Source organism: Paracoccus laeviglucosivorans (genome assembly GCF_900182695.1).
Classification (GTDB): Bacteria; Pseudomonadota; Alphaproteobacteria; order Rhodobacterales; family Rhodobacteraceae; genus Paracoccus; species Paracoccus laeviglucosivorans.
Genome location: NZ_FXTK01000008.1, coordinates 68,488 through 92,560, shown reverse-complemented (window position 1 = coordinate 92,560; position 24,073 = coordinate 68,488). Strand labels below are relative to the sequence as shown.

Below are 24,073 nucleotides of genomic sequence, written 5' to 3'. Positions count from 1 at the left end.
GCGCAGGTCCAGCGTCAGAGATTGCGGTCTTGCGCGCGCAGCTGACGGGCGCGGGTCAGGATCGCATCCTCGACGGCGCGGACGGTATCGGGTGCCACGGCGCTGCCGCCCGCACCCTGCAGCGACACCTTAAGCCCGCGTGCGTCCAGCGCCGGGTCCGATACCTTGATCGTCGCGCGATAGGAACGGCCACCGCCGGGCGGCGTGCCGTAGCCGGTGACGATGACGCCGGTGAACGGGTCGATGGTCTGGACCGGCAGGAAGTTCAGCACCTCAAGGCTGGCGTTCCACAGATACTTGTTCACCGCGACCGTATCATTGGGATCGCGGCGATTCGAAAACAGGTCCCAGAACGTCGACTCGCGTTCGGGCTGGGCGGCCTGCTGTTGCTGCTGGCTGGCCGAGCCACCACCGGAACAGGCGGCAAGCCCCGCGGTCACAAACAGGGCGGCGGTCAGCCGTGCGGCGCGTCTGGTCATCTGTCATCCCCCGGATCGTCCTTGGGATTTGCCATAGCGCAATTCATGCCCAAGCGACAAGAGCGGGGCCGCGTCATCCGCCCGTGACGGCGCAAGGCTGATTCCATGGCAGGAAAGCGTCAGCTTATGTCGCAAAACCGTGCCCTGCACCCCGCCATGGGGATCGGCAGGGTGGTGCGCAAGGGCAGCAGGCCGCGATGCAACCGACATTCCGCGCCCATGCACCAAAAGCCTGCAAAAGTCGTAATTCTTATCAGTCGTAATGACTTGCATGTCCGCGCAGTGGCATGGATCGGCCCCATTCTGCGGGTGTGGCCCATGTGCATCACAGCAGTTGCTAAACAGATTGGCCCGGTGTGAATCCGTTGCATTGATCGGACGAAAGCGCGACACAACATGCCATACCCCAAGCCGGTCATCCGGGTGGGGCACACGAGAGAGACAAGAGGGAAAACCATGAAAAAGGTTCTTTTCGCCACCAGCGCCCTGGTGATGTCGGCTGGCTTCGCCTCCGCAGAAGTCGCCGTTTCGGGCGACGGCCGCATGGGTATGATCTATGACGGCAACGACGTTCAGTTCTCGAGCCGCGCCCGCGTGAAATTCACCCTGACGGGTGAGTCGGATGCTGGCCTGTCGTTCGGCGGTGCGTTCCGTGTCGACCAAGAAAACTACAGCTCGAACGACTACCGCTCGGCCGCTCGCGGCACCGGTGGTTCGGTTTGGGTTTCGGGCACCTACGGCAAACTGTCGATGGGTGACGTTGTCGGCGCTGCTGAAGCTGCGATCGGCGACCTGTACGAAGTCGGCTACACCGATGGTTCGTTCGCTGGCGACGTGGAAGAAATCAGCTTCCTGGTCGGCGACGGCAACAACCTCGACCAAGGCCCGACCGCTCTGTATGAATACACCGTCAACAACATCTCGCTCTACGCGTCGATGACCGATGGTTCGGACACCGATTGGTTCACCACCGTTGGTGCTGACACGGATGGCGGTCTGTCGGACGAGCTGGCATACTCGCTGGCCGCGAAATACGAAGGCTCGAACTTCTGGGCCGCTCTGTCGTACTCGAAGCACGACGAAGCCAAAGAAATCGGTCTGGCTGCTGAAGCCACCTTCAACAACTTCGCCATCAAAGGCGTGTACATGGACTACGAAGACGCCTTTGATGGCGATCTGAACGAGCTCGAGTACACCGCTGGCCTGGCAGGTTCGTACCAGATGGACGCGATCCTTGTGAAAGGCTTCTGGCGTCAGGACAAGTATGACCTGTTCGGTACCGCTGGTTCCGAGAAGTACGACTCGTTCGGCATCGGCGCTGACTACGACCTGGGCGGCGGCGCTGTTCTGGCCGGCGGCATCGTCGACACCGACTACCTGGACGACACCGTTGTCGACATGGGCGTCAAGTTCAAATTCTGATCCTTCGGGACCCGGAATTACGGAAGAGCGGGCCTTGTGCCCGCTCTTTTCTTTTGGAAATCTGGCACCATGCAGCTTGATGACATTTCCCGCCGCATCGCGGCCGCCGAAACCGCTGCCGGGCGCGCGCCGGGTAGCGTTCACCTGATCGCCGTCAGCAAGGTTCAGCCCCCGGATCGGGTCGAAGCGGTGCTGAACGCGGGTCATCGCGTCTTTGGCGAAAATTATGTGCAAGAGGCAGCGGGCAAATGGCCCGCTTGGCGCGACCGCTTTCCGGGCGTCGAACTGCACATGATCGGCCCGTTGCAGACCAACAAGCTGAAAACCGCGCTGGAGCTTTTTGACGCCTTCCACACGCTGGACCGCCCCTCGCTTGCCGAAAAGCTGGCGCGTCAGGTGCAGGCGCGCGGGGCTTGTCCGCAGCTTTTCGTGCAGGTCAACACCGGGGCAGAACCGCAAAAGGCCGGGATTCTGCCCGATGATGCCGACGCCTTTGTCACCCGCTGTCGCGAAATGGACCTGCCGCTTTCTGGCCTGATGTGCATCCCGCCCGAAGATCAGGACGCCGTTCCGCATTTCCGCCAATTGCGCGACATCGCCGCCCGCAACGGGCTTTCCGGCCTTTCGATGGGCATGAGCGCGGATTTCGAAACCGCTATAGCCGAGGGCGCGACCCATATCCGCGTCGGCAGCGCGATCTTCGGGGCGCGGAGCTACGCTTGATCTCAACGATCACACGCCGCCATCGCGAAGGTGACCGGCGCTCCAGCGCGGTGTTTTCCCGCTGCGGCTGTTATCGTTTTGCCCTGACGCGCATCTGGGCCGATGGGCCGCGGCTGACATTCGTCATGCTGAATCCCTCGACCGCGGATCACCGGCGCAATGACCCGACGATCGCGCGTTGCGAAACCCGCGCAAGGGACGAAGGGGCAGGGGCGTTCCGCATCGTCAACCTGTTCGCGTGGCGCGCGACTTTCCCGGCCGAACTTCGTAGCAGTCCCGATCCGGTCGGTCCCGGCAATGATGCCGCAATCCGCCGCGCCGCGCTGTGGTCAGACCGCGTGATCTGCGCTTGGGGTGCCCATGGTGCGCTGGCCGGACGCGATGTTCAGGTCCAGGCGCTGCTGTGTCGGACCGGCCGCCCCCTGCTGCACCTGGGCCTGACCCAAGCAGGTGCACCGCGTCATCCGCTGTATTGCCCCCGCAATTTGCCGCTGTCGGAGTGGAGTTAACCCTTTATTCGCAAAGGAAGTGCGGGGCTGATCCGGGCATCCTAGTCTGTCCTGACAGTTTATCGATTCTTGCGAGTATTGCCATGTTGCTGCTGGGCAGCCTGATCGCGCTTCTGCTTGCGGGCCTTGCGGTCGATGTGACCGGCGCACGAGCCGCGTCCGCGCCCGAGGATGAGGAGCCCGATCCCCCGGAGGAAGCCGAGGGCGAAACCGGGAACGGCACGCCGGGCGCGGATTGGCTGGCGCGCGGTGACGGCGATGATCTGCTTCGCGGATATGCAGGCAATGATGACCTGCATGGCGGCTTTGGCGGCGACACTTTGCTGGCAGGCGCGGGTGACGATTGGGTCTATGGCGACGATGACGATGGCCCCGGTGGCAACGATTATATCGCAGGCGGTGATGGCGACGACTCATTGGCCGGGCAGGGGGGCGACGATACGGTCCATGGTGGTCGCGGTTCCGACACGATCTTTGGCGGAGAGGGGGATGATCTGCTGTCCGGCGGGCCGGGGCAGGATTGGATTTCCGGCAATTCCGGTGACGACACACTGATCGCCGGTGCGGGGCAGGATGATCTGGACGGCGGTGACGGGGATGACGTGCTGCACGGATCGACCCAGCCGGGTCGGGCGTGGCTGCATGGCGGGGCGGGAAATGACGCGCTTCATCCCGGCGCAGGCGATTTCGCCGAGGGTGGCACGGGCGCGGATCGCTTCGTATTGGACGAGCCGGGCGAAGGCGTGCCGATCATCGCAGATTACGACCGTTCCGAGGATCTGATCGTGCTGCATTATCAGCCGCTGCAGGATGTCCCGGCGCCGCAGGTGACGCTGGACATCGTCGAAGGCGTCACGGTGATCCGGCTGGACGGCATTGCCATCGCGCAGGTTCTGGGCGATACCGGATTGCGCGCTGCGGATGTCGTGCTTAGGCCGGCGCATCGCTGACGCAGAAAAGCCTTTATTTCTTGGAAAAATCCATCTATACGCGCCCATCCTTTGGGGCCGAATCCCATGGGCTATCTCCACGGGCCTGAGCTGGACGACATCCCGGCCTGCGCCATAACCCTTTGTTTCTGAAAGGAGACCCCGATGTCGATCACTGTTGAAGAAAAGAACCGCGTGATGACCGAATTCGCGACCGCGAAAGGCGACACCGGTTCGCCCGAGGTTCAGGTTGCGATCCTGTCGTCGCGTATCTCGACCCTGACCGAGCACTTCAAGACCCACAAGAAAGACAACCATTCGCGTCGTGGTCTGCTCAAGCTGGTCGCACAGCGCCGCAAGCTGCTGGACTATCTGAAGCGCAAGGACGAAGCCCGTTACACCGACCTGATCGGCAAACTGGGTCTGCGCCGCTGATCCCAGCCGGTTCGCAGGAACGACGCCCGTGGTGAAAGCCGCGGGCGTTTTCTTTTGGGCAGATCATGATCGAAAGTTTCGGGTCTGGGCTGTGCCAAAGCCGCATACCGCGCAGCCAGCAGGTCCACGTAAACCACGTTTGGCATACAATCGGATGCCGTCTTGCAAGCGTCGCGCGGCCCATATATGAGGCGCGGCAGGGAGGCAATGCGACAGAAAGGCCTACCCGTGACGCAATCTTCCCAAAATGAAAAACGCCCGCGGATCGCCCTGACTCGCCGCCAATTGCTTGGCTCGGCCCTTGCCGCAGCCGCGATCAGCTATCTTCCCGCGACTCAGGGCCGCGCGCAGACCAACGAACGCAATGTCGATGTCCTGCTGGTTGGCGGCGGCATCATGAGCGCGACCTTGGGCGTGCTGCTGCATCAGCTAGAACCCGGCTGGACCATCGAGATGATCGAGCGGCTGGACGCCGTGGCCGAAGAAAGCTCGAACGGCTGGAACAATGCAGGGACTGGCCACTCGGCGCTGTGCGAGCTGAACTACACGCCCGAAGACAAGGACGGCAACGTCCAGATCACCAGCGCGATCAACATCAACGAACAGTTCCAGATCACCCGTCAATTCCTGAGCCATCAGGTCGAAATGGGCGTGCTGCAGAACCCGCGCAGCTTCATCAACTCGACCCCGCACATGAGCCTTGTCTGGGGCGATGAGAATATCGAATACCTGCGCAAGCGGTTCGAGGCGCTGAAGGCCAGCCCGCTTTTCGCCGGAATGGAGTTCACCACCGACCGCGCCAAGATGACCGAATGGATGCCGGTCATGATGGAGGGCCGCGATCCGGCGCAGAAACTGGCCGCGACCCGTTCGCCGCTGGGCACGGATGTGAACTTTGGCGAGATCACCCGCCAATACGTCAAATTCCTGCAAAGCCAGCAGGAATTCGTGCTGCGCACCGGCCATGAGGTCCGCGCGATCTTCCGTAACGAAGACGGAAGCTGGCGCGTCACCTCGCAGAACCTTGCCGAGGGCACCGAAGAAGTCGTGAACGCGAAATTCGTTTTCCTTGGCGGCGGGGGTGGTGCGCTGCCGCTGCTGCAGCTTTCGGGCATTGCCGAAGGCGACGACTATGCGGGCTTCCCGGTCGGCGGGTCGTTCCTTGTAAGCGAAAAGCCCGAAATCGTCAGCCGCCATCTGGCCAAGGTCTATGGCAAGGCCAGCGTCGGTTCGCCCCCGATGTCGGTCCCGCATCTGGATACGCGGATGCTGGACGGCAAGCAGGTGCTGCTGTTCGGGCCCTTTGCCACCTTCTCGACCAAGTTCCTCAAGAATGGCTCGCTTTGGGATCTGCCCGCTTCGGTCACGCTGGACAATATCTGGCCTATGCTGAACGTCGGCTGGACCGAGTTCGATCTGGTCAAATATCTGGCAGGTCAGCTGATGATGTCGCAGGAAGATCGCATGAACGCGTTGCGCGAATACCTGCCCGAAGCCAAGGATGAAGACTGGCGCCTGTGGCAGGCCGGTCAGCGCGTCCAGATCATCAAGCGTGATGCCGAAAAGGGTGGCGTTTTGAAACTGGGGACCGAGATCGTGTCCTCGGCAGATGGCTCGATCACGGCGCTGCTGGGCGCATCGCCGGGTGCTTCGACCGCCGCGCCGATCATGCTGAACCTGCTGGAAAAGGTCTTTGCAGACCAATTGGCGACCCCGGCATGGCAAGAGCGTGTGCGTCAGATCGTGCCGAGCTATGGCACCGCGCTGAACGACGATCCGGCTGCCGTGGCCCGCGTCTGGGCGGTGACCGAGGCGCGTCTGGATCTGGCGATCGCCTCGCCCGTTCTTGACGGCGTGGCCGCGAACCTGCCCGACGCCCCCACCGAAACGGGCGAGGTCGTGCGCGTGCCGGACATGGCGCTGTAAGCTACCCCAATCGCAGGGAAACGCCCGCAGCATCGGTTGCGGGCGTTTTCGTTTGGGCGGGTGTATGCACGGCTGCGCGCACACGCGCGCGGCGCGGCCCGTCCTGCAAACCACTTCCCAAACCTCAAGTTTTGCTGTATTGCGCGGCCATCTGTGACGTGCCGCCCATGCCTCGGGGCACATGCAAAGGATAGGGGCAGGCGGCAATGGGGCCGCCAGACAACACGGGCGCGACCAGAGGGCTGGCGCCGCCCAGAGGAAATCAGATGTTTGATGAAGTGAAGAAATCGATCCAGTGGGGCCAGGAAACGCTCACGCTGGAAACGGGCAAGGTTGCCCGTCAGGCAGACGGCTCGGTCATCGCCACTTTGGGCGAAACCAGCGTCATGGCCAACGTCACTTTCGCGAAAGAACCGAAGCCGGGCCAAGACTTTTTCCCGCTGACGGTGCATTATCAGGAAAAATACTACGCTGCCGGCAAGATCCCCGGCGGCTTCTTCAAGCGCGAAGCGCGCCCGACCGAAAAAGAGACGCTGACTGCGCGTCTGATCGACCGTCCCTGCCGTCCGCTGTTCGCCTCGGGCTTCAAGAACGAAGTTCTGGTCATGTGCACCGTGCTGTCGCATGATCTGGTCAACGATCCCGACATCGTGGCAATGATCGCGGCTTCGGCTGCGCTGACCATTTCGGGCGTGCCCTTCATGGGGCCGATCGGCGCGGCGCGCGTCGGTTTCGCGAATGGCGAATATGTCCTGAACCCCGAAGTTGCGGATATGGACCACCTGCGTTCCAACCCGGAACAGCGTCTGGATCTGGTCGTCGCGGGCACCAAAGACGCCGTGATGATGGTCGAATCGGAAGCCTATGAGCTGACCGAGGAAGAAATGCTGGGCGCCGTGAAATTCGGCCATGACGCGATGCAGCCGGTCATCGACCTGATCATCGATCTGGCCGAAGTCGCCGCAAAAGAGCCCTTCAACTTCCAGTCGCCCGATTACAGCGCGCTGTATGCCCGCGTGAAATCGCTGGGCGAGGCCGATATGCGCGCCGCCTATGCGCTGCGCGACAAGGGTGAGCGTCACGACGCCGTCGAGGCCACCAAGGCCAAGGTCAAAGCGGGCCTGACCGAAGAAGAACTGGCCGACATCAACCTGGGTTCGGCGCTGAAAAAGCTGGAATCGGGCATCCTGCGCGGTGACATCATCAACGGTGGCGCCCGCATCGACGGTCGCGACAACCGCACCGTCCGCGCCATCGACAGCGAAGTGGGCGTGCTGCCGCGCACCCATGGTTCGTCGCTGTTCACCCGTGGCGAAACGCAGGCGCTGGTCGTGACCACGCTGGGCACCGGCGATGACGAACAGATCATCGACGCGCTGCACGGCAACTCGCGTTCGAACTTCCTGCTGCACTATAACTTCCCGCCCTATTCGGTCGGCGAAGTGGGTCGCGTGGGTTCGCCCGGTCGTCGCGAAATCGGCCACGGCAAGCTGGCATGGCGCGCGCTGCAAGCCGTGCTGCCCGCACCGACCGACTTCCCCTATACCATCCGCGTCGTGTCCGAGATCACGGAATCGAACGGCTCGTCTTCGATGGCGTCGATCTGCGGCGGTTCGCTGTCGATGATGGATGCAGGTGTTCCGCTGAAAGCGCCGGTTGCTGGCGTCGCCATGGGCCTGATCCTGGAAAGCGACGGCAAATATGCGGTCCTGACCGACATTCTGGGTGACGAAGATCACCTTGGCGACATGGACTTCAAGGTTGCGGGCACCTCGGCCGGCATCACCTCGTTGCAGATGGACATCAAGGTTGCTGGCATCACGCCCGCGATCATGGAGCAGGCGCTGGCGCAGGCGAAAGATGGCCGGATGCACATCCTTGGCGAGATGTCCCATGCCCTGACCGAAGGCCGTCGCGAATTCAGCGCACACGCCCCGCGCATCGAGACGATGACCATCCCGACCGACAAGATCCGCGAAGTGATCGGCTCGGGCGGCAAGGTCATCCGCGAGATCGTGGAAACCTCGGGCGCGAAAGTCGACATCAACGACGATGGCGTCATCAAGATCGCGTCGGCCAATGCCGATTCGATCAAGAAGGCTTACGACATGATCTATTCGATCGTGGCCGAGCCGGAAGAGGGCAAGATCTATATCGGCAAAGTCGTGAAGCTGGTCGATTTCGGCGCCTTCGTGAACTTCTTCGGCAAGCGCGATGGTCTGGTTCACGTGTCGCAAATCGCGAACAAGCGCCTGAACCACCCCAACGAGCTGCTGAAGGAAGGCCAAGAGGTCAAGGTCAAGCTGCTGGGCTTTGACGACCGCGGCAAAGTTCGCCTTGGCATGAAGATGGTCGATCAGGAAACCGGCGCGGAAATCGTGGCCGAGAAGAAAGAGGAAGAACAGAGCGAGTAATCGCCTGTCCTCTTGTGAAATGACGCGCGGCCCGGAGATAATCTCCGGGCCGTTCGCTTGGGGAGGGATGGGATGCGGAATTCACTGGCGACGCTGTGGGTGGGCGACAGGCTGGGACCGATCGAGCTGGCCTCGGTCGCGTCGTTCCTGCGCATGGGCAATCCGCTGACCGTCTATAGCTATGCGCCGATCCAGAACCTGCCCCCGGCGGTGCAGGCCCGCGATGCCAACGAAGTGCTGCCCACGCACCGCATCGCGGTCTATGCGCGCGAACAAAGCCCGTCGCTGCATTCCAATTTCTTTCGCTTTGCGCTGATGCGGAACACGGATCACACTTGGGTCGATCTGGACATGATCGCGCTGCGCCCCTTCGATTTTCCGGGCGACCGCATCTATGGTTATGAAAAGCCCGATCAGGTGAACTGCGCGGTGCTGCGCCTGCCAAAATCGTCCCCGACGCTGGCCGATCTGTCGAAACTGACCGCCGGGACGCGGGGCATCGCACCCCATATCAACGGGCTGCGACGGGCGAAATACTGGGTCAAGACGCTGGGCCGGGGCGTTCCCATCGACCGCTGGCCATGGGGCAGCACAGGGCCACGCGCCCTGACCGCCTATCTTCGCAAGCATGATGAACTGAAACACGCATTGCCGCTTGAGGTGCTGTATCCGATTCTGACCCGCGACTGCCGTCGATTCGTGGTGCCGGGCGATCTGAGCGACGCCAGTTTCGGCGAAGAAACCAAGGCAGTGCATCTGACCGCCAGCAATATCAACAAGATCATCAAGGCCGAATTCGGCGGCGAGATCCCTGAGGATTCGTTTCTGGGCCACCACGTCGCGAAAGCCCGCGCGGCGGGGTTAACATAAGTCAGTTATGACTGCATCGGTTCCGACACATTTTCGAAAATTCGTCGTGATAGCGGAAACATGCCAGCGGAATACATTGATATGCGCATAATGCTGCCGTGCAGCATTCGGGGGCGAAAAGTCAGGATTGACCTTGAATGGTAGCCGGAACAGGCTCTGGCCATGCCTTGATCAAAGAGTTTTCTGTTTCCGAGTTCTAAAATATTCAGGCACTTCGCGGCGATGTCGCGACCATGGTGGCATCATTCCACATCAGATTTGTGGCGCCGCCTTTGACCCCGCTTTGGTGTTTTCAAACAAAAAGGCGGGGTCGATCTTTTTCGTCGCCCCCGCCTTAGGATGATTTGCCGTTAAATCAGCCCTTTTGCGGGGCCTTGGCAAAGCGCAGATAGGGCAGCTTTTTGTCCAGCGCGCCATATTTCGCCTCGGCCGCGGCGTCGTCCAGCGCCAGCGCCACGATCACGTCCTGACCGGGCACCCAGTTCGCGGGGGTCGCCAGCGGCACGCCGTCGGTCTGCTGCACCGCATCCAGCGCACGCAGGATTTCAGCGAAATTCCGACCCACGGACATGGGATAGGTCATGGTCAGGCGGACCTTTTTATCCGGCCCGATGATGAAAACGGTGCGAACGGTCGCGGAATGCGCGGGCGTGCGGCCTTCGGTCGGCAGATAATAGTCGGCGGGCAGCATGTCATAGGCCTTGGCCACCGACAGTTCACGGTCGTCGATGATCGCGAAGTTGGCGGGAACGCCGGCGACGGTTTCGATGTCATGCTTCCATTTGCCGTGATCTTCGACCGAATCGACCGAAACCCCCAGAACCTTGGTTCCGCGCTTTTCGAATTCTGGAATCAGTTGGGCGACGGCGCCGAATTCGGTTGTGCAGACCGGCGTAAAATCACGCGGATGCGAGAAAAGGATGGCGTAGCTGTCGCCGATCCAGTCATGGAAGCTGATCTGGCCTTCGGTCGAATTGGCGGTGAAGTCGGGGGCGATGTCGTTGATGCGCAGGGACATGGAGCCGGGTCCTTTAGGTTGCTTCACCGTCCAACATAATGAAGTTGCGCGCCATTCCAAGGACGACTTATCAAGTCGTGTATAATTCCATCGCTGCACTGCGGCGAGTCGTCGCTCTTGCAGACTGCCATACCGGGTGCCACGTTATGCCAATCCAGAAGCACAGGGGGCCGATGATGGGCGAACTTGCAGACAAGCGGAAATTCTACATCAATGGAAAATGGGTCGATCCGGTTCAGCCGAACGACCTAGAGGTGCTGGACCCTTCGACCGAAGAGCCGGTGGCCGTGATCTCGGTGGGCGGGCAGGCCGATACGGATGCGGCGGTCGCTGCCGCGAAGGCCGCTTTCCCGGTATGGTCACAGACCGCACCCGCTGAGCGTCTGGCCTATGTCGAAAAGATCCTTGCCGGTTACAAGCGCCGCGCGCAGGACATGGCGAATGCCATTTCATCGGAAATGGGTGCGCCGCAGGATATGGCGCTTGCGGACCAGACCGGTGCGGGCGTGTCCCATATCGAAGCCTTTATCGAGGCCTTCCGCAATTTCGAATTCATCCGCCCGCTGGGTCCGCACGCGCCGACCACGATGGTCGCATGGGAGCCGATCGGCGTGATCGGGCTGATCACCCCGTGGAACTGGCCGATGAACCAGGTCACGCTAAAGGTCATCCCGGCAATTCTGGCAGGCAACACGGTCGTGCTGAAACCGTCCGAGATCGCGCCGCTTTCCTCGATCGTCTGGACCGAGATCGTGGACGAAGCCGGGCTGCCTGCGGGCGTCTATAATATGGTGAACGGCGACGGTCCGGGTGTCGGCACGCAGCTTTCGACGCACCCGGATGTCGAGATGATCAGCTTCACCGGCTCGACCCGCGCGGGAATCGCAATCACCAAGGCGGCGGCGGATACCGTGAAAAAAGTCACGCTGGAGCTGGGCGGCAAGGGCGCGAACCTTGTGTTCGCCGATGCCGATGACAAGGCGGTGGAACGCGGAATGCGGCATGTGCTGCTGAATTCGGGGCAGTCGTGCAATGCGCCGACCCGGATGCTGGTCGAACGCTCATTCTATGAAACCGCGATCGAACAGGCCAAGAAGCTGGCAGAGGATGCGCAGATCGCGACCGCACACCAGCCGGGCGACCATATCGGGCCGGTCGTCAGCAAACAGCAATGGGACAAGATCCAGGACCTGATCCAGAAAGGCATCGACGAAGGTGCGCGTCTGGTCACCGGCGGTCCGGGTCTGCCCGAAGGCGTGAACCGGGGTTACTTCGTGCGTCCGACGGTCTTTGCCGATGTGACGAACGACATGACCATCGCCCAGCAGGAGATCTTTGGTCCTGTCGTCTCGATCATCCCCTTTGACACCGAGGAAGAGGCGATCAGCATCGCCAATGACACGATCTATGGCCTGACGAACTATGTCCAGACGCAGGACGGCGCACGCCGCAACCGTCTGGCCCGCCAGCTTCGCGCCGGGATGGTCGAAACGAACGGCGAACGCCGTGGCCGTGGGTCGGCCTTTGGTGGCGTCAAAGCCTCGGGGCGGGCGCGCGAAGGCGGCGTCTGGGGCATCGAGGAGTTCATGGACAGCAAGCAGATCAGCGGCTGGGACGTGGACGCCTAAGCGCCGTGACATGGGAAAGGGGCCGCCGTTTGGCGGCCCTTTTTCATTCCCGCCGTTCCCGCTAACGTGCCCGCCAACATCAAAGGGGGAATGTGATGCGGGTTGTGTCGGTCGGCGAATGCATGGTGGAACTGTCGGGCGCGGGGCAGGGGCTTTGGCGTCAAGCTTTCGCGGGCGATACGTTCAACACCGCATGGTATCTGCGCGCCCTGATGCCCGGCGACGCGCAGGTCGATTACCTGACCTGCGTGGGCCGCGACGGCATTTCGCAGGCCATGCTGGATTTCATCGCAGGTGCTGGCATCGGCACCGATTGCATCACCTGCCATCCGACCCGTGCGCCGGGGCTTTACATGATCGACCTGAAGGACGGCGAGCGCAGCTTTACCTATTGGCGCGACAGCTCGGCCGCGCGCTGTCTGGCGGATGATCCCGACCATCTGGCGCGCAGCTTCGAAGGCGCAGATCTGATCTATTTCTCGGGGATCACGTTGGCGATCCTGACGCCCGACCGGCGGCAGGCGCTGCTGGCCGCGCTGAAAGCCGCGCCGGGGCGCGTGGCTTTCGACAGCAACATGCGCCTGCGCCTGTGGTCGGATCGGTCCGAGATGTGCGACTGGATCGCCCGCGCCGCCGCCGTTGCCAACATCGCCCTACCCAGTTTCGAGGAGGAATCGCAATTCTTCGGCGACGCAGCCCCCCGCGTCACCGCCGAGCGTTATCTGAACGCCGGGGCTAGCGAGATTCTGGTCAAGAATGGCGGCGAGGACATGCTGGGCCATCTGGATGGGCAATGGCTGGACCTGCCCTGCGGCACGCGCGTCACGCCGGTCGATACAACGGGAGCGGGCGACAGCTTCAACGGCGGCTATCTTTCGGCGCGACTGGCCGGGCTGGATATGGCACAGGCGGCGCAACGCGGCCATGCCACTGCCTCGCGCGTGGTCATGCAGCCCGGCGCGCTGATTGCCCGCGACATGCTTGTCGGAAAATAGCGTATACATTGGGCGCGGCGATGTCGCGCCATCAGAATTCGCGATTTATCCGATAAATGTCTTGATCGGTGATGCCATTCCTGCCAGCCTGCCCAACAATGGATACCTTTGGGAGGAGGGATCGCATGGCCTCGGTGACTATCCGCGATGTGAAGAAGTCCTATGGCGCGGTCGAGGTGATGCATGGCGTCTCGGTCGATATCGACGAAGGCGAGTTTGTCGTGCTGGTCGGCCCGTCGGGTTGCGGCAAATCCACGCTGCTGCGGATGCTGGCGGGCCTTGAACATATCACGTCCGGCGACATTCTGATCGGGGAAAAGGTCGTGAACGACCTGCCCCCCAAGGATCGCGACATCGCGATGGTGTTTCAGAATTATGCGCTTTACCCGCATCTGACCGTCGCGGAAAACATGGGCTTTTCGCTGAAGCTGAAAGGCACGTCGCGATCGGAAATCGAAACCAAGGTGAAGCCCGCCGCCGAGATTTTAGGTCTGGCGCATCTGCTGGACCGCTATCCGCGCCAGCTTTCGGGCGGTCAGCGCCAGCGCGTCGCCATGGGTCGCGCCATCGTGCGCGATCCGCAGGTGTTTTTGTTCGACGAACCGCTGTCGAACCTTGACGCCAAACTGCGCGTGACGATGCGGACGGAAATCAAGAACCTGCATCAGCGGCTGAAAACCACCACGGTCTATGTCACCCATGATCAGATCGAAGCCATGACCATGGCCGACAAGATCGTGGTCATGCACGATGGCCGTGTCGAACAGATCGGCGCACCGCTGGAGCTTTACGACCGCCCCGCGAACCTGTTCGTGGCGGGCTTTATCGGCAGCCCGTCAATGAACATGATCGAAGGGCAGGCCCAAGGCGGCGTGTTCGTGGCCAAGGATGGCCAGCACCTGCCGATCCCCCGCGCGCCCGAAGGCCGCAAGCTGATCTATGGCGTCCGCCCCGAGGCGATCACACTGGGCGGGGACATCCCCCTGACCATCGAGACGCTGGAGCCGACCGGCTCGGAAACCTATGTCGTCGGACGTGTGGGCGGCCAACCCGTCACCTGCGTCTTTCGCGACCGTCTGTCGGCGGGTCCGGGCGATGTGGTGCAGATTTCGATCGATCCCCATGCCGTGCATCTGTTCGATGCCGAAAGCGGGATGCGTCTGACGGATTGACGACTTACCCGCGCGCGTCGCGGGGCCGGAATGGCCGGGAGGACGGCCGCATTGCACTTTGGGAGGAGTTCAGCAATGTCTATCGACCGCAGAAAACTGCTCAAGACCGGGGCCGCCATCGCGGCGGTATCCGTGCTGCCCACGCCGTTTGTCCGCCGCGCCTCGGCGCAGGCGGCGGGCATGACCTTCACCCCGGAAGAAGGCGCCAGCCTGCGCCTGCTGCGCTGGGTGCCCTTCGTCGCCGGAGAGGAAGCGGCGTGGAACGCCAACACCCAGGCATTCACCGAGGCGACGGGCGTTCAGGTCCGTATCGACCAGGAAAGCTGGGAGGACGTGCGCCCGAAAGCCGCCGTCGCCGCAAACGTGGGCTCGGGCCCCGATATGGTGATGAGCTGGTTCGACGACCCCTTCCAATATCCCGACAAGCTGGTCGATGTCACCGACCTTTGCACCATGCTGGGCGAAAAGAACGGCGGCTGGTATGACGGTCTGCGCGGCTACGGCGAACAGGATGGCAAGTTCATCTCGACGCCGCTTTGCGCCATCGGCAACGCGATCTGCTATCGCGACAGCCACGTGAAGGCGGCAGGTTTTGACACCTTCCCGACCACCACCGACGAATTCCTGAAACTGTGCCAGGCGCTCAAGGAAAAGGGCACGCCCGCCGGTTTTCCGTTCGGCAAGGCCGTGGGCGACGGCAACAACTTCGCGCATTGGCTGCTGTGGAGCCATGGCGGCCAGACCGTCAACGAGGCGGGCGAGGTCGCGATCAACACGCCCGAGACCGCCGCTGCCATCGAATATGCGAAACAGCTTTACGCATCCTTTATTCCCGGCACGGAAAGCTGGCTGGACATCAATAACAACCGCGCCTTCCTGGCCGGTGACGTGTCGCTGACCGCAAATGGTGTGTCGCTGTATTATTCCGCGATGAAGGATGACGCGACCAAGGAACTGGCCGCAGACATCCGCACGGCGATCCTGCCCATCGGTCCCATCGGCCAGTCGGTGGAACTGCATCAGGCATCCACCATTTCGATCTTCCAGCACTGCAAATTCCCGAATGCCGCCAAGGCGTATCTGGAATGGATGTATCAGGCCGATCACATGAACGCCTGGATCGAAGGGGCCAGTGCCTATTGCTGCCCCGCGCTGAAAGATTTCAGCAAGAACCCGGTCTGGACATCGAACCCGATCCACGAGCCCTATTCCAAGGCGTCGGGATCGCTGCGCCCGAACGGCTATGCAGGACCGCTGGGGCCGGCATCGGCAGGCACCATGGCCGATTACGTTCTGGTCGATATGTTCGCCGAGGCCGTCACAGGCCAACGCTCGACCGAGGATGCGATCCGCAACGCCGAGCGCCGCATAGGCCGCTATTACCGCTGAACCATGGCGGGGGCGTTCGCGCGCCCCCTTTCCTCTGGACAAGTCCCGGAGTGCTTCATGCCACCCGTTCCCGAAAAACGCGCCTCGTTCTGGCGGCGATTTACCGAAAGCCGCAATGGTCTGGGCTTTCTGTTCATGCTGCCTGCGGCAGTCTTCCTGCTGTGCTTTCTGACCTATCCGCTGGGTCTGGGTGTCTGGCTGGGCTTTACCGATGCCCGGATCGGCCGCGAAGGCGTCTGGATCGGGCTTGAGAACTACATCTGGCTGATGGACGACCCGGTCTTCTGGCTGTCGGTCTTCAACACGCTGTTCTATACCACCATCGCCTCGGTCCTGAAATTCGGGCTGGGGCTTTGGCTGGCCCTGCTGCTGAACCGGCATCTGCCGTTCAAGAACCTGTTCCGCGCGATCATCCTGCTGCCTTGGGTCGTGCCCACGGTGCTGTCGGCGCTGGCATTCTGGTGGATCTTCGACAGCCAGTTTTCGATCATCAGCTGGGTCTTGATAAAATGGGGCATCATCAGCCAGCCGATCAACTTCCTTGGTGATCCGTGGACGGCGCGGTGGTCGGTGATCGCGGCAAACGTCTGGCGGGGGATTCCCTTCGTTGCCATCTCGTTGCTGGCGGGCCTGCAAACCATCCCGCAATCCCTGAACGAGGCGGCGGCGATCGACGGTGCAACGCCGTGGCAGCGGTTCACCAAGGTGACGCTGCCGCTGCTGACGCCGATCATTGCCGTGGTGATGACGTTTTCGGTGCTGTTCACCTTCACCGACTTCCAGCTGATCTATGTGCTGACACGCGGCGGGCCGGTCAATGCGACGCATCTGATGGCCACGCTGTCATTCCAACGCGCCATTCCCGGCGGGCAACTGGGCGAAGGTGCGGCGATTGCCGTCGCCATGATCCCCTTCCTGCTGGCGGCGATCCTATTCAGCTTCTTCGGCCTTCAGCGCCGCAAATGGCAGCAGGGAGCAGACTGATGGCCAAGACCGTCACCGACGACAACGCAGGTCTGGACCAGTTCGAAAGCCGGGGCCGCAAGATATTCCTGGTCTGGCTGCCCTTGGCCTGCTTCATCTTCGTGCTGCTGTTCCCGTTCTACTGGATGGCGATCACGGCGGTAAAACCGAACAGCCAGCTGACCGATTACCAGAACCACAGCCCGTTTTGGGTGGTCGGCCCAACGTTGCAACATATCAAATACCTGCTTTTTGAAACCAGCTATCCCGGCTGGCTGTGGAACACGCTGATCGTGGCGGTGGCATCGACCTTCCTGTCCTTGTTCGCCTCGGTCTTCGCGGCCTATGCGATTGAACGCCTGCGGTTTCGGGGCGCGCGGATCACGGGCCTTCTGATCTTTCTGGCCTATCTGGTGCCACCGTCGATCCTGTTCATCCCGCTTTCGGTGATCGTGTTCCAGATGGGCATCTTCGACAGCAAGCTGGCGCTGATCCTGACCTATCCGACCTTCCTGATCCCGTTCTGCACATGGCTGCTGATGGGTTATTTCCGCTCGATCCCCTATGAGCTTGAGGAATCGGCACTGGTCGATGGCGCGACACGCTGGCAGATCCTGACAAAGATCGTGCTGCCTCTGGCGGTGCCGGGATTGATCTCGGCAGGGATCTTCGCCTTCACGCTCAGCTGGAACGAATTCATCTATGCGCTGACCTTCATCAGCAGCTCGGAAAACAAGACGATCCCGGTGGGCGTTCTGACCGAACTGGTGCGCGGCGATGTCTACGAATGGGGCGCATTGATGAGCGGGGCACTCCTCGGCTCGCTGCCCGTGGTCATCCTCTATTCGTTCTTCGTGGATTACTACGTCAGCTCAATGACCGGCGCGGTCAAGGAATAAGGGGGGAAGCCAAAGGGGCGGGCCATCCAGACCCGCCCCTTTGGCGCCGCGCCTGCCGGACGGCGCGGCCGCCCCCGGCTTCTTGGTTCCGAAAATACCCCGGGGGGAGAGCCCGGAACGGGATCGGGGGGCAGCGCCCCCCTTTTGCGTCAGTAAGTCGCGCGACCGCCCGAAATGTCGAACACCGCCCCGGTCGAGAATGCGCAATCCTCCGATGCCAGCCACGCGACCAGCGACGCGGCCTCGGCGGGTTCCAGAAAGCGGTTCATCGGGATCTTGGCCAGCATATAGTCGATATGTTCCTGCGTCATCTGGTCAAAGATCGGCGTGCGCGCCGCCGCAGGCGTGATCGCATTGACCAGAACCCCCGTCCCGGCCAACTCTTTGCCCAGCGATTTCGTCAACGCGATCAGCCCGGCCTTCGAGGCGGAATAATGCGCCGCGTTCGGATTGCCCTCCTTGGCGGCGATCGAGGCGATGTTGACGATCCGGCCATAGCCGCGCGCGATCATACCCGGCACAAGTGCCCGACAGGCGACGTAGGGCGCGTTCAGGTTCACCTCGATCACCTGGCGCCAGACTGCCGGATCAAGATCCCATGTCTTGCCATTGCCGCCGGTGATGCCGGCATTGTTGACCAGAATATCGACCGGCCCCGCGGCCTGCGCGGCGGCGTCGATCTGCGCATCATCGGCCAGTTCCACCGCCCGCGCGCTGGCCGAAGGGCCAAGCGTTTCCGCCGCACGTCCTGCCGCATCGCCGTCGCGGTCCCAGATGATGACGCGCGCGCCGCTGTCCACGAAACGCTGCGCCACGGCATAACCGATGCCCTGCGCTGCGCCGGTCACGACCGCAAGACGGCCCTCAAGGTCGATCTTGTTCATAAATTCTCCCCTCCCAAAGAAAACTGTCAGGCAAACCCGCTGCTGCCCAAGGAACGCCCCAGCAGGTCAAGCTGCTGCGCGTCGGCACGGTCGCGATGCGCGTTGTGGCGGCTGCGCGTCAGCTGGCGGTCGCCTGCCTTCAGCGCCTCGAATATGCCGCGATGTTCGATGTCGGATTGCACGGGCGAAGGGCGCAGCGGCAGGATCATCATCCGCGCCCGGTATTGCTGGCCCCAGAATGCGTTCAGTGCGTCCTGCAGCCGCGCATTGCCCGAAAGCGCCACGATCTGCGAATGGAATTCATCGTCCAGATCCGCCCAATGGCCCAGATCATGGGCCAGTGTCGCGGCCTCCATATCCTCCAGCATCCGCTCAAGGGCGCGGGCTTCGTCGGGCTGCAGGCCGCGTGCTGCGACCAGCTCGAACGCCCGCACCTCAAGCGCCGAGAACACATTGAGGATATGGGCAAAGTCCTGCATGGACAACGGTTTGACCGTGACGCCGTGACGGGGGCGGACATCGACCAGCCCCTCCTCCTCCAGCTTGATCACCGCCTCGCGCACAGGGGTGCGCGACAGCGATAACAGACCCGCAAGCTCGGTCTCCAGCAACGTCGTGCCGGGCGCAAGACGGCCCGTCATGATGCGATAGCGCAGATCGTGATAGGCGCGGTCGCGTGCGGGCATGTCGGCCAGCCCCTGAAGGCTGGGCGCGGCCCGCCAGGCCCGCGGCAGCTTGCGCGACGACGGATCAGCCGTCCGCATGGGCCATGTCCCGAATATGGGCGCGGATGATCGACTGGAAATCTGCATCGGCGGTGAAACCCACCGACAGGGCACGGGACGGGTCGAAATCCTGCGGCCAGCCCGCGACGATGCCGCGAATGGTATCGTTGGGCACACGCTTGACCCGCGCCACTGCATCGTCGCCTGCGACTTCGCGCAGTGCCGCCAGCACCTCGGCGATGGTCAGCGACAGGCCCGGCATTGTCAGGCAGCGCCGCGCACCAAGGGGCGCGGTGTCCATGGTCGCCGCATGAAGCAGGAAACCCACAGCCGCATCGGGGCTGGCGAACCAATGGCGCACGTCGTCTGCGACCGGCAGTTCTGCATCCAGACCCGCCAGCGGTTCGCGGATGATCCCCGAGAAGAAGCCGGATGCCGCCTTGTTCGGCTTGCCCGGACGCACGACGATGGTGGGCAGGCGGATGCCGATGCCGTCGAAGATGCCCTTGCGGGAATAATCGTTCAGCAGCAATTCCCCGATCATCTTTTGCGCGCCATAGCTGGTCATGGGCGCGGTGATGAACGTATCGGTGATCTTATCCTCGAACGGGGCGCCAAAGACGGCGATGGATGAGGTATAGACCACGCGCGGATGGTAATCGGCCTGTGCGCGGATCGCCTCGAAGATATGGCGCGTGCCGTCAAGGTTGATGGCATAGCCTTTGTCGAAATCCGCCTCCGCCTCGCCCGAGACGATGGCGGCAAGATGGAAGATCACGTCAGGGCGTTCGGCGATCAGCCCGTCCACGGTGGCGCGGTCGGACACATCGCCCGACAGCACCGTGACCTGAACCTGCGGGGTCGAGGCAAGATCGGCCGGAAACACGTCGAAAGCGGTCAGTGCATCCACAGCCTGCCCGCCCAACTGGCCCGATTTCAGGATCGTTTCGGCCAGCCTGCGGCCAACCATTCCTGCGGCACCGATGATCAACAGCTTCATGTCCGAACCTTCCTCCCTCACTCCGGTTCGTTTATGTATACATTGTTGAATCGATCAGTGCCAGAGGGCGCGTGCGTGTCGCGCCCCTGATTTTCAGCGGATCACTTGCCCCAGCGCAATGCCACGGGGTCCAGCGGGCGCACAAGGTCCAGCAGCATGGCGCTTGTCGCGGGATGCAGCGGCGCGATGGGGTGGCGGCTGAAATCGGAACGGATCACGCCGCCTTCCTTCATCACCGCCTTGGCGCTGCGGAAACCGCATTGGCGGTTTTCGTGGTTCACCGCAGGCAGGATGCGGGCATAGGCCGCCGTGGCCGCCGCACGGTCGCCCGCCTGCCAGTGGGTCAGAACCGGCTTGATCTGGTCGGGGATCATGGCGCTGGTCATCGTGCCCGTCGCGCCCGCGTCCAGATCGGCCAGCAGGGTGATGGCTTCTTCGCCGTCGAATGGCCCTTCGATGGCGTCGCCGCCCGCCTCGATCAGCGCGCGCAGCTTGGCGGCGGCCCCGGCGCATTCGATCTTGAACAGGCGCACCTGTTCGATTTCCCGCGCCATGCGGACCAGCAGCGGCACGGGCAGATCGACACCCGACAGCGGCGCATCCTGGATCATGATAGGGATGCCGACCTTCGAGATTTCGGCGAATTGCTCAAACGTCTGGTCTGCCGTGCCCTTCAGCAGCGCCCCGTGATAGGGCGGCATGACCATGACCATCGCCGCGCCCAGCGATTTCGCCAGCTTGGCGCGTTCGACGACGATCGGCGTCGAATAATGGCTGATCGTGACGATCACCGGCACGCGGCCCGCCACGTGTTCCAGCGACAGCCGCGTCAGCGCCTCGCGCTCGGCATCGGAAATCAGGAACTGCTCCGAGAAATTCGCCAGCACGCAGATGCCATCGACGCCCTGGTCGATCATGCAGTCCAGAATGCGGCGGTTGCCGTCCAGATCCACTGCTCCGTCATCGCGGAACGCCACCGGCGCGACCGGCCAGATACCCGAATATTTTGCCACTTTGGCCCCCTCCGTAAGTTGGCGCAAATGGTATACCAAAATTCGAAACGCGCAAGCTGCCCCCTTCCCATATCTTCAAATCTGGTATACCAAAATTTTACCAAGCATCGTGTGAGGCCAGGAGAGGGGGGAACACGTCATGGGAAATACCCGCGCCAACAAGCGATTCCGGTCACAGGAATGGTTCGACAATCCGAACAATCCGGGCATGACCGCGCTATATATCGAACGCTACCTGAACCAGCAGTTCACCCGCGAGGAATTGCAGTCGGCCCGTCCGATCATCGGCATCGCGCAGACGGGCAGCGATCTGGCCCCGTGCAACAAGATCCATGTTTTCCTGATGGATCGCATCAAGGCGGGCATCCGCGACGGCGGCGGCATCCCGATGGAATTCCCGGTCCATCCGATTCAGGAAACCGGCAAGCGCCCCACTGCGGCGCTGGACCGCAATCTGGCCTATCTGGGTCTGGTCGAGGTGCTGCACGGCTATCCTTTGGACGGGGTGGTGCTGACGACCGGCTGTGACAAAACCACGCCGGCCATGCTGATGGGCGCGGCGACGGTCGATATTCCGGCGATTACGCTGAATGGCGGGCCGATGCTGGACGGCTGGTGGAAGGGCAAGCGCGCGGGTTCGGGCACGGTGGTCTGGGAAAGCCGTCGCCTGCTGTCCGAAGGCAAGATCGACTATGATGAATTCATGTCCCGCGTCTGCGCCAGCGCCCCGTCGCTTGGCCATTGCAACACGATGGGCACGGCCAGCACCATGAACGCCATGGCCGAGGCGCTGGGCATGTCGCTGACCGGCTGTTCCGCCATTCCCGCTCCGTTCCGCGAGCGGATGAACATGGCCTATCAGACCGGCAAGCGCATCGTGGGAATGGTCTATGACGACCTGAAACCCAGCGACATCCTGACCCGCCAGGCGTTTGAAAACGCGATCATCGTGAACAGCGCCATCGGCGGTTCGACCAACGCGCCGCCGCATTTGCAGGCGATTGCACGACATGCCGGGGTCGAACTGGACGTGACCGACTGGCAAAAGATCGGCTTCGATGTGCCCTTGCTGGTGAACATGCAGCCCGCTGGGGAATTCCTTGGGGAAAGCTTCTTTCACGCGGGCGGTGTGCCTGCGGTCATGGCCGAGCTGAAAAAGGCCGGACGCCTGCATGAAAACGCGATGACCGTCACGGGCGCGAGCATGGGCCAGAATCTGATTGGATGGGAAAGTCAGGATCATGCGGTGATCAAGACCTATGCCGAACCGATGCGGCAGAATGCCGGTTTCATCGTGCTGACCGGCAACCTGTTCGATAGCGCACTGATGAAGACCAGCGTGATCTCGGGTGATTTCCGACAGCGGTTCCTGTCGAAGCCGGGGGCCGAGGGCATCCATGAAGCCCGCGCCATCGTCTTCGAAGGCCCCGAGGATTACCACGAACGGCTGAACGACCCGGAACTGGCGATTGACGAAAACTGCATCCTGTTCATTCGCGGCGTGGGCTGCGTGGGCTATCCCGGCAGCGCCGAGGTGGTGAACATGCAGCCGCCGGATGCGCTGCTGAAACAGGGCATCAACCATCTGCCCACCGTGGGCGACGGGCGGCAATCGGGCACCTCGGAAAGCCCGTCGATCCTGAACGCCTCGCCGGAATCTGTGGTCGGCGGGGGGCTGGCCTATTTGCAGACCGGCGATCGGGTGCGGCTGGACCTGAATGCGGGACGGATGGATGCGCTGGTCGGCGATGCCGAGTGGCAGGCCCGCAAGGATGCGTGGACCCCGCCGGTGCTGGAAAACCAGACCCCGTGGGAGGAGATCTATCGCAAGGAGGTCGGTCAGCTGGCTCAGGGCGGCTGTCTGGAACTGGCAACGGCCTATCAGCGCGTGCGCAAGACCTTGCCGCGCGACAATCATTGATGAACCGGCAATAGGGGAGGAGACATGACGAACATCCTGATTACGGGCGGCGGCAGCGGCGTGGGCCGTGTCACGGCGCAACTGTTTCTGGAAAAAGGCTGGCAGGTCGGCCTGATCGGCAGGCGTGCCGATGCGCTGCAGGAAACTGCGGCGGGCCATCCCAATGCGCTGGTTCTGCCCTGCGACGTGACCGATGCGGATGCGGTCGATGCGGCATTCGCCAAGGCCGCAGGCGAATGGGGTCGGCTGGACGTGCTGTTCAACAACGCGGGCGCTTCGCTGGGCTCGATCCTGATCGACGAAACCACCGTCGAGCAGTGGCAGAACCTTGCGCGGGTCAATATCGACGGCATGTTTTATTGCGCACGCGCCGCGTTTCGCCACATGCGCCGGCAAGACCCGATGGGTGGACGGATCATCAACAACGGCTCGGTTTCCGCTGATGTGCCGCGTCCGGGGACCGCGCCCTATACCATGTCAAAACATGCGGTGACCGGGCTGACGCGCACGCTGTCGCTGGACGGGCGGCCGTTCAACATCGCCTGCGGGCAGGTGGATATCGGCAATGCGCTGACCGAAATGGCGCAGAAGATGACCAAGGGTGTGCCGCAGGCCGATGGCTCGATCAAGGTCGAGCCGGTGATGGACGCGCGCACCGTGGCGCAGTCGGTCCTGCACATGGCCACCCAGCCCGAGGGTGCGAATATCCAATGGCTGACGGTGATGGCCACCAACATGCCCTATATCGGGCGGGGGTAA

General features: G+C 62.4%; 22 protein-coding genes. 16 read left to right on the top strand and 6 right to left on the bottom strand.

Annotated features, from left to right (window positions below):
• Window positions 1–14 precede the first annotated feature (14 nt).
• The gene (locus FN835_RS10735; protein WP_142663223.1) at window positions 15–479 is read right to left on the bottom strand and encodes a DUF3576 domain-containing protein; all 465 of its coding nucleotides are present in this window, start codon (window positions 477–479) and stop codon (window positions 15–17) included.
• A 456-nt stretch (window positions 480–935) separates the two neighbouring features.
• Here FN835_RS10735 and FN835_RS10730 point away from each other — a divergent pair, with 456 nt between their 5' ends.
• From FN835_RS10730 to FN835_RS10695, 8 genes are all read left to right on the top strand, one after another.
• Window positions 936–1,901 carry a porin gene (locus FN835_RS10730; protein ID WP_142663222.1) on the top strand — a complete coding sequence of 322 codons (966 nt, stop codon included), beginning with the start codon at window positions 936–938 and terminating at the stop codon, window positions 1,899–1,901.
• 69 nt (window positions 1,902–1,970) lie between these two features.
• Complete coding sequence (locus tag FN835_RS10725; RefSeq protein ID WP_142663221.1) at window positions 1,971–2,624, top strand: YggS family pyridoxal phosphate-dependent enzyme; 654 nt, start codon at window positions 1,971–1,973, stop codon at window positions 2,622–2,624.
• A complete protein-coding gene (locus FN835_RS10720; RefSeq protein WP_425467468.1) occupies window positions 2,621–3,133 on the top strand; it encodes a DUF1643 domain-containing protein in 513 nt (170 codons plus the stop codon). The genes FN835_RS10725 and FN835_RS10720 overlap by 4 nt, the downstream gene beginning before the upstream one ends.
• Before the next feature lie 83 nt (window positions 3,134–3,216).
• Window positions 3,217–4,083, top strand: coding sequence for a calcium-binding protein (locus tag FN835_RS10715; RefSeq protein WP_142663220.1), 867 nt, complete (start codon window positions 3,217–3,219; stop codon window positions 4,081–4,083).
• Window positions 4,084–4,227: 144 nt separating this feature from the next.
• A complete protein-coding gene (rpsO, locus tag FN835_RS10710) occupies window positions 4,228–4,497 on the top strand; it encodes a 30S ribosomal protein S15 (protein WP_142663219.1) in 270 nt (89 codons plus the stop codon).
• Window positions 4,498–4,725: 228 nt separating this feature from the next.
• Window positions 4,726–6,423, top strand: a complete 1,698-nt coding sequence (mqo, locus tag FN835_RS10705; RefSeq protein ID WP_221930411.1) for a malate dehydrogenase (quinone) — start codon at window positions 4,726–4,728, stop codon at window positions 6,421–6,423.
• A gap of 266 nt (window positions 6,424–6,689) precedes the next feature.
• Window positions 6,690–8,837: a polyribonucleotide nucleotidyltransferase gene (gene pnp / locus FN835_RS10700; protein WP_142663217.1), complete on the top strand. Its 2,148-nt coding sequence runs from the start codon at window positions 6,690–6,692 to the stop codon at window positions 8,835–8,837.
• Between the two features lie 72 nt (window positions 8,838–8,909).
• A complete protein-coding gene (locus FN835_RS10695) occupies window positions 8,910–9,707 on the top strand; it encodes a hypothetical protein (protein WP_142663216.1) in 798 nt (265 codons plus the stop codon).
• 355 nt (window positions 9,708–10,062) lie between these two features.
• Here FN835_RS10695 and FN835_RS10690 read toward each other — a convergent pair whose 3' ends face one another.
• Window positions 10,063–10,725: a peroxiredoxin gene (locus FN835_RS10690; protein WP_142663215.1), complete on the bottom strand. Its 663-nt coding sequence runs from the start codon at window positions 10,723–10,725 to the stop codon at window positions 10,063–10,065.
• Window positions 10,726–10,901: 176 nt separating this feature from the next.
• Between FN835_RS10690 and FN835_RS10685 the strand changes: the two genes are divergently transcribed.
• The 6 genes from FN835_RS10685 to FN835_RS10660 all read left to right on the top strand — a co-directional run bounded on the left by FN835_RS10685 (window position 10,902) and on the right by FN835_RS10660 (window position 17,771).
• Window positions 10,902–12,353, top strand: a complete 1,452-nt coding sequence (locus FN835_RS10685) for an aldehyde dehydrogenase family protein (RefSeq protein ID WP_142663214.1) — start codon at window positions 10,902–10,904, stop codon at window positions 12,351–12,353.
• A gap of 95 nt (window positions 12,354–12,448) precedes the next feature.
• Entirely contained in the window at window positions 12,449–13,348 is a 900-nt protein-coding gene (locus tag FN835_RS10680; protein ID WP_142663213.1) for a sugar kinase, read from the top strand.
• A 125-nt stretch (window positions 13,349–13,473) separates the two neighbouring features.
• Window positions 13,474–14,520, top strand: a complete 1,047-nt coding sequence (locus FN835_RS10675) for an ABC transporter ATP-binding protein (RefSeq protein ID WP_142663212.1) — start codon at window positions 13,474–13,476, stop codon at window positions 14,518–14,520.
• A gap of 75 nt (window positions 14,521–14,595) precedes the next feature.
• Window positions 14,596–15,909, top strand: coding sequence for an ABC transporter substrate-binding protein (locus tag FN835_RS10670; protein ID WP_142663211.1), 1,314 nt, complete (start codon window positions 14,596–14,598; stop codon window positions 15,907–15,909).
• 57 nt (window positions 15,910–15,966) lie between these two features.
• Window positions 15,967–16,893, top strand: a complete 927-nt coding sequence (locus FN835_RS10665; protein ID WP_142663210.1) for a carbohydrate ABC transporter permease — start codon at window positions 15,967–15,969, stop codon at window positions 16,891–16,893.
• Window positions 16,893–17,771 carry a carbohydrate ABC transporter permease gene (locus FN835_RS10660; RefSeq protein WP_221930410.1) on the top strand — a complete coding sequence of 293 codons (879 nt, stop codon included), beginning with the start codon at window positions 16,893–16,895 and terminating at the stop codon, window positions 17,769–17,771. Before FN835_RS10665 ends, FN835_RS10660 begins: the two co-directional genes overlap by 1 nt.
• A gap of 149 nt (window positions 17,772–17,920) precedes the next feature.
• On the opposite strand, the gene FN835_RS10655 is transcribed toward FN835_RS10660, so the two are convergent.
• The 4 genes from FN835_RS10655 to FN835_RS10640 form a co-directional block, all read right to left on the bottom strand.
• Window positions 17,921–18,655: an SDR family oxidoreductase gene (locus FN835_RS10655; protein ID WP_142663208.1), complete on the bottom strand. Its 735-nt coding sequence runs from the start codon at window positions 18,653–18,655 to the stop codon at window positions 17,921–17,923.
• Window positions 18,656–18,681: 26 nt separating this feature from the next.
• Entirely contained in the window at window positions 18,682–19,419 is a 738-nt protein-coding gene (locus FN835_RS10650; protein WP_142663207.1) for a GntR family transcriptional regulator, read from the bottom strand.
• Window positions 19,406–20,380, bottom strand: coding sequence for a D-erythronate dehydrogenase (denD, locus tag FN835_RS10645; protein ID WP_142663206.1), 975 nt, complete (start codon window positions 20,378–20,380; stop codon window positions 19,406–19,408). The genes FN835_RS10650 and denD overlap by 14 nt, the downstream gene beginning before the upstream one ends.
• A 101-nt stretch (window positions 20,381–20,481) precedes the next feature.
• Window positions 20,482–21,393, bottom strand: coding sequence for a dihydrodipicolinate synthase family protein (locus tag FN835_RS10640; protein ID WP_142663205.1), 912 nt, complete (start codon window positions 21,391–21,393; stop codon window positions 20,482–20,484).
• 139 nt (window positions 21,394–21,532) lie between these two features.
• On the opposite strand from FN835_RS10640, the gene FN835_RS10635 reads away from it, so the two are divergent.
• Window positions 21,533–23,314 (top strand): IlvD/Edd family dehydratase, encoded by a 1,782-nt coding sequence (locus FN835_RS10635; RefSeq protein WP_142663204.1) that lies wholly within the window; start codon window positions 21,533–21,535, stop codon window positions 23,312–23,314.
• A gap of 24 nt (window positions 23,315–23,338) precedes the next feature.
• The gene (locus FN835_RS10630; RefSeq protein WP_142663203.1) at window positions 23,339–24,073 is read left to right on the top strand and encodes an SDR family oxidoreductase; all 735 of its coding nucleotides are present in this window, start codon (window positions 23,339–23,341) and stop codon (window positions 24,071–24,073) included.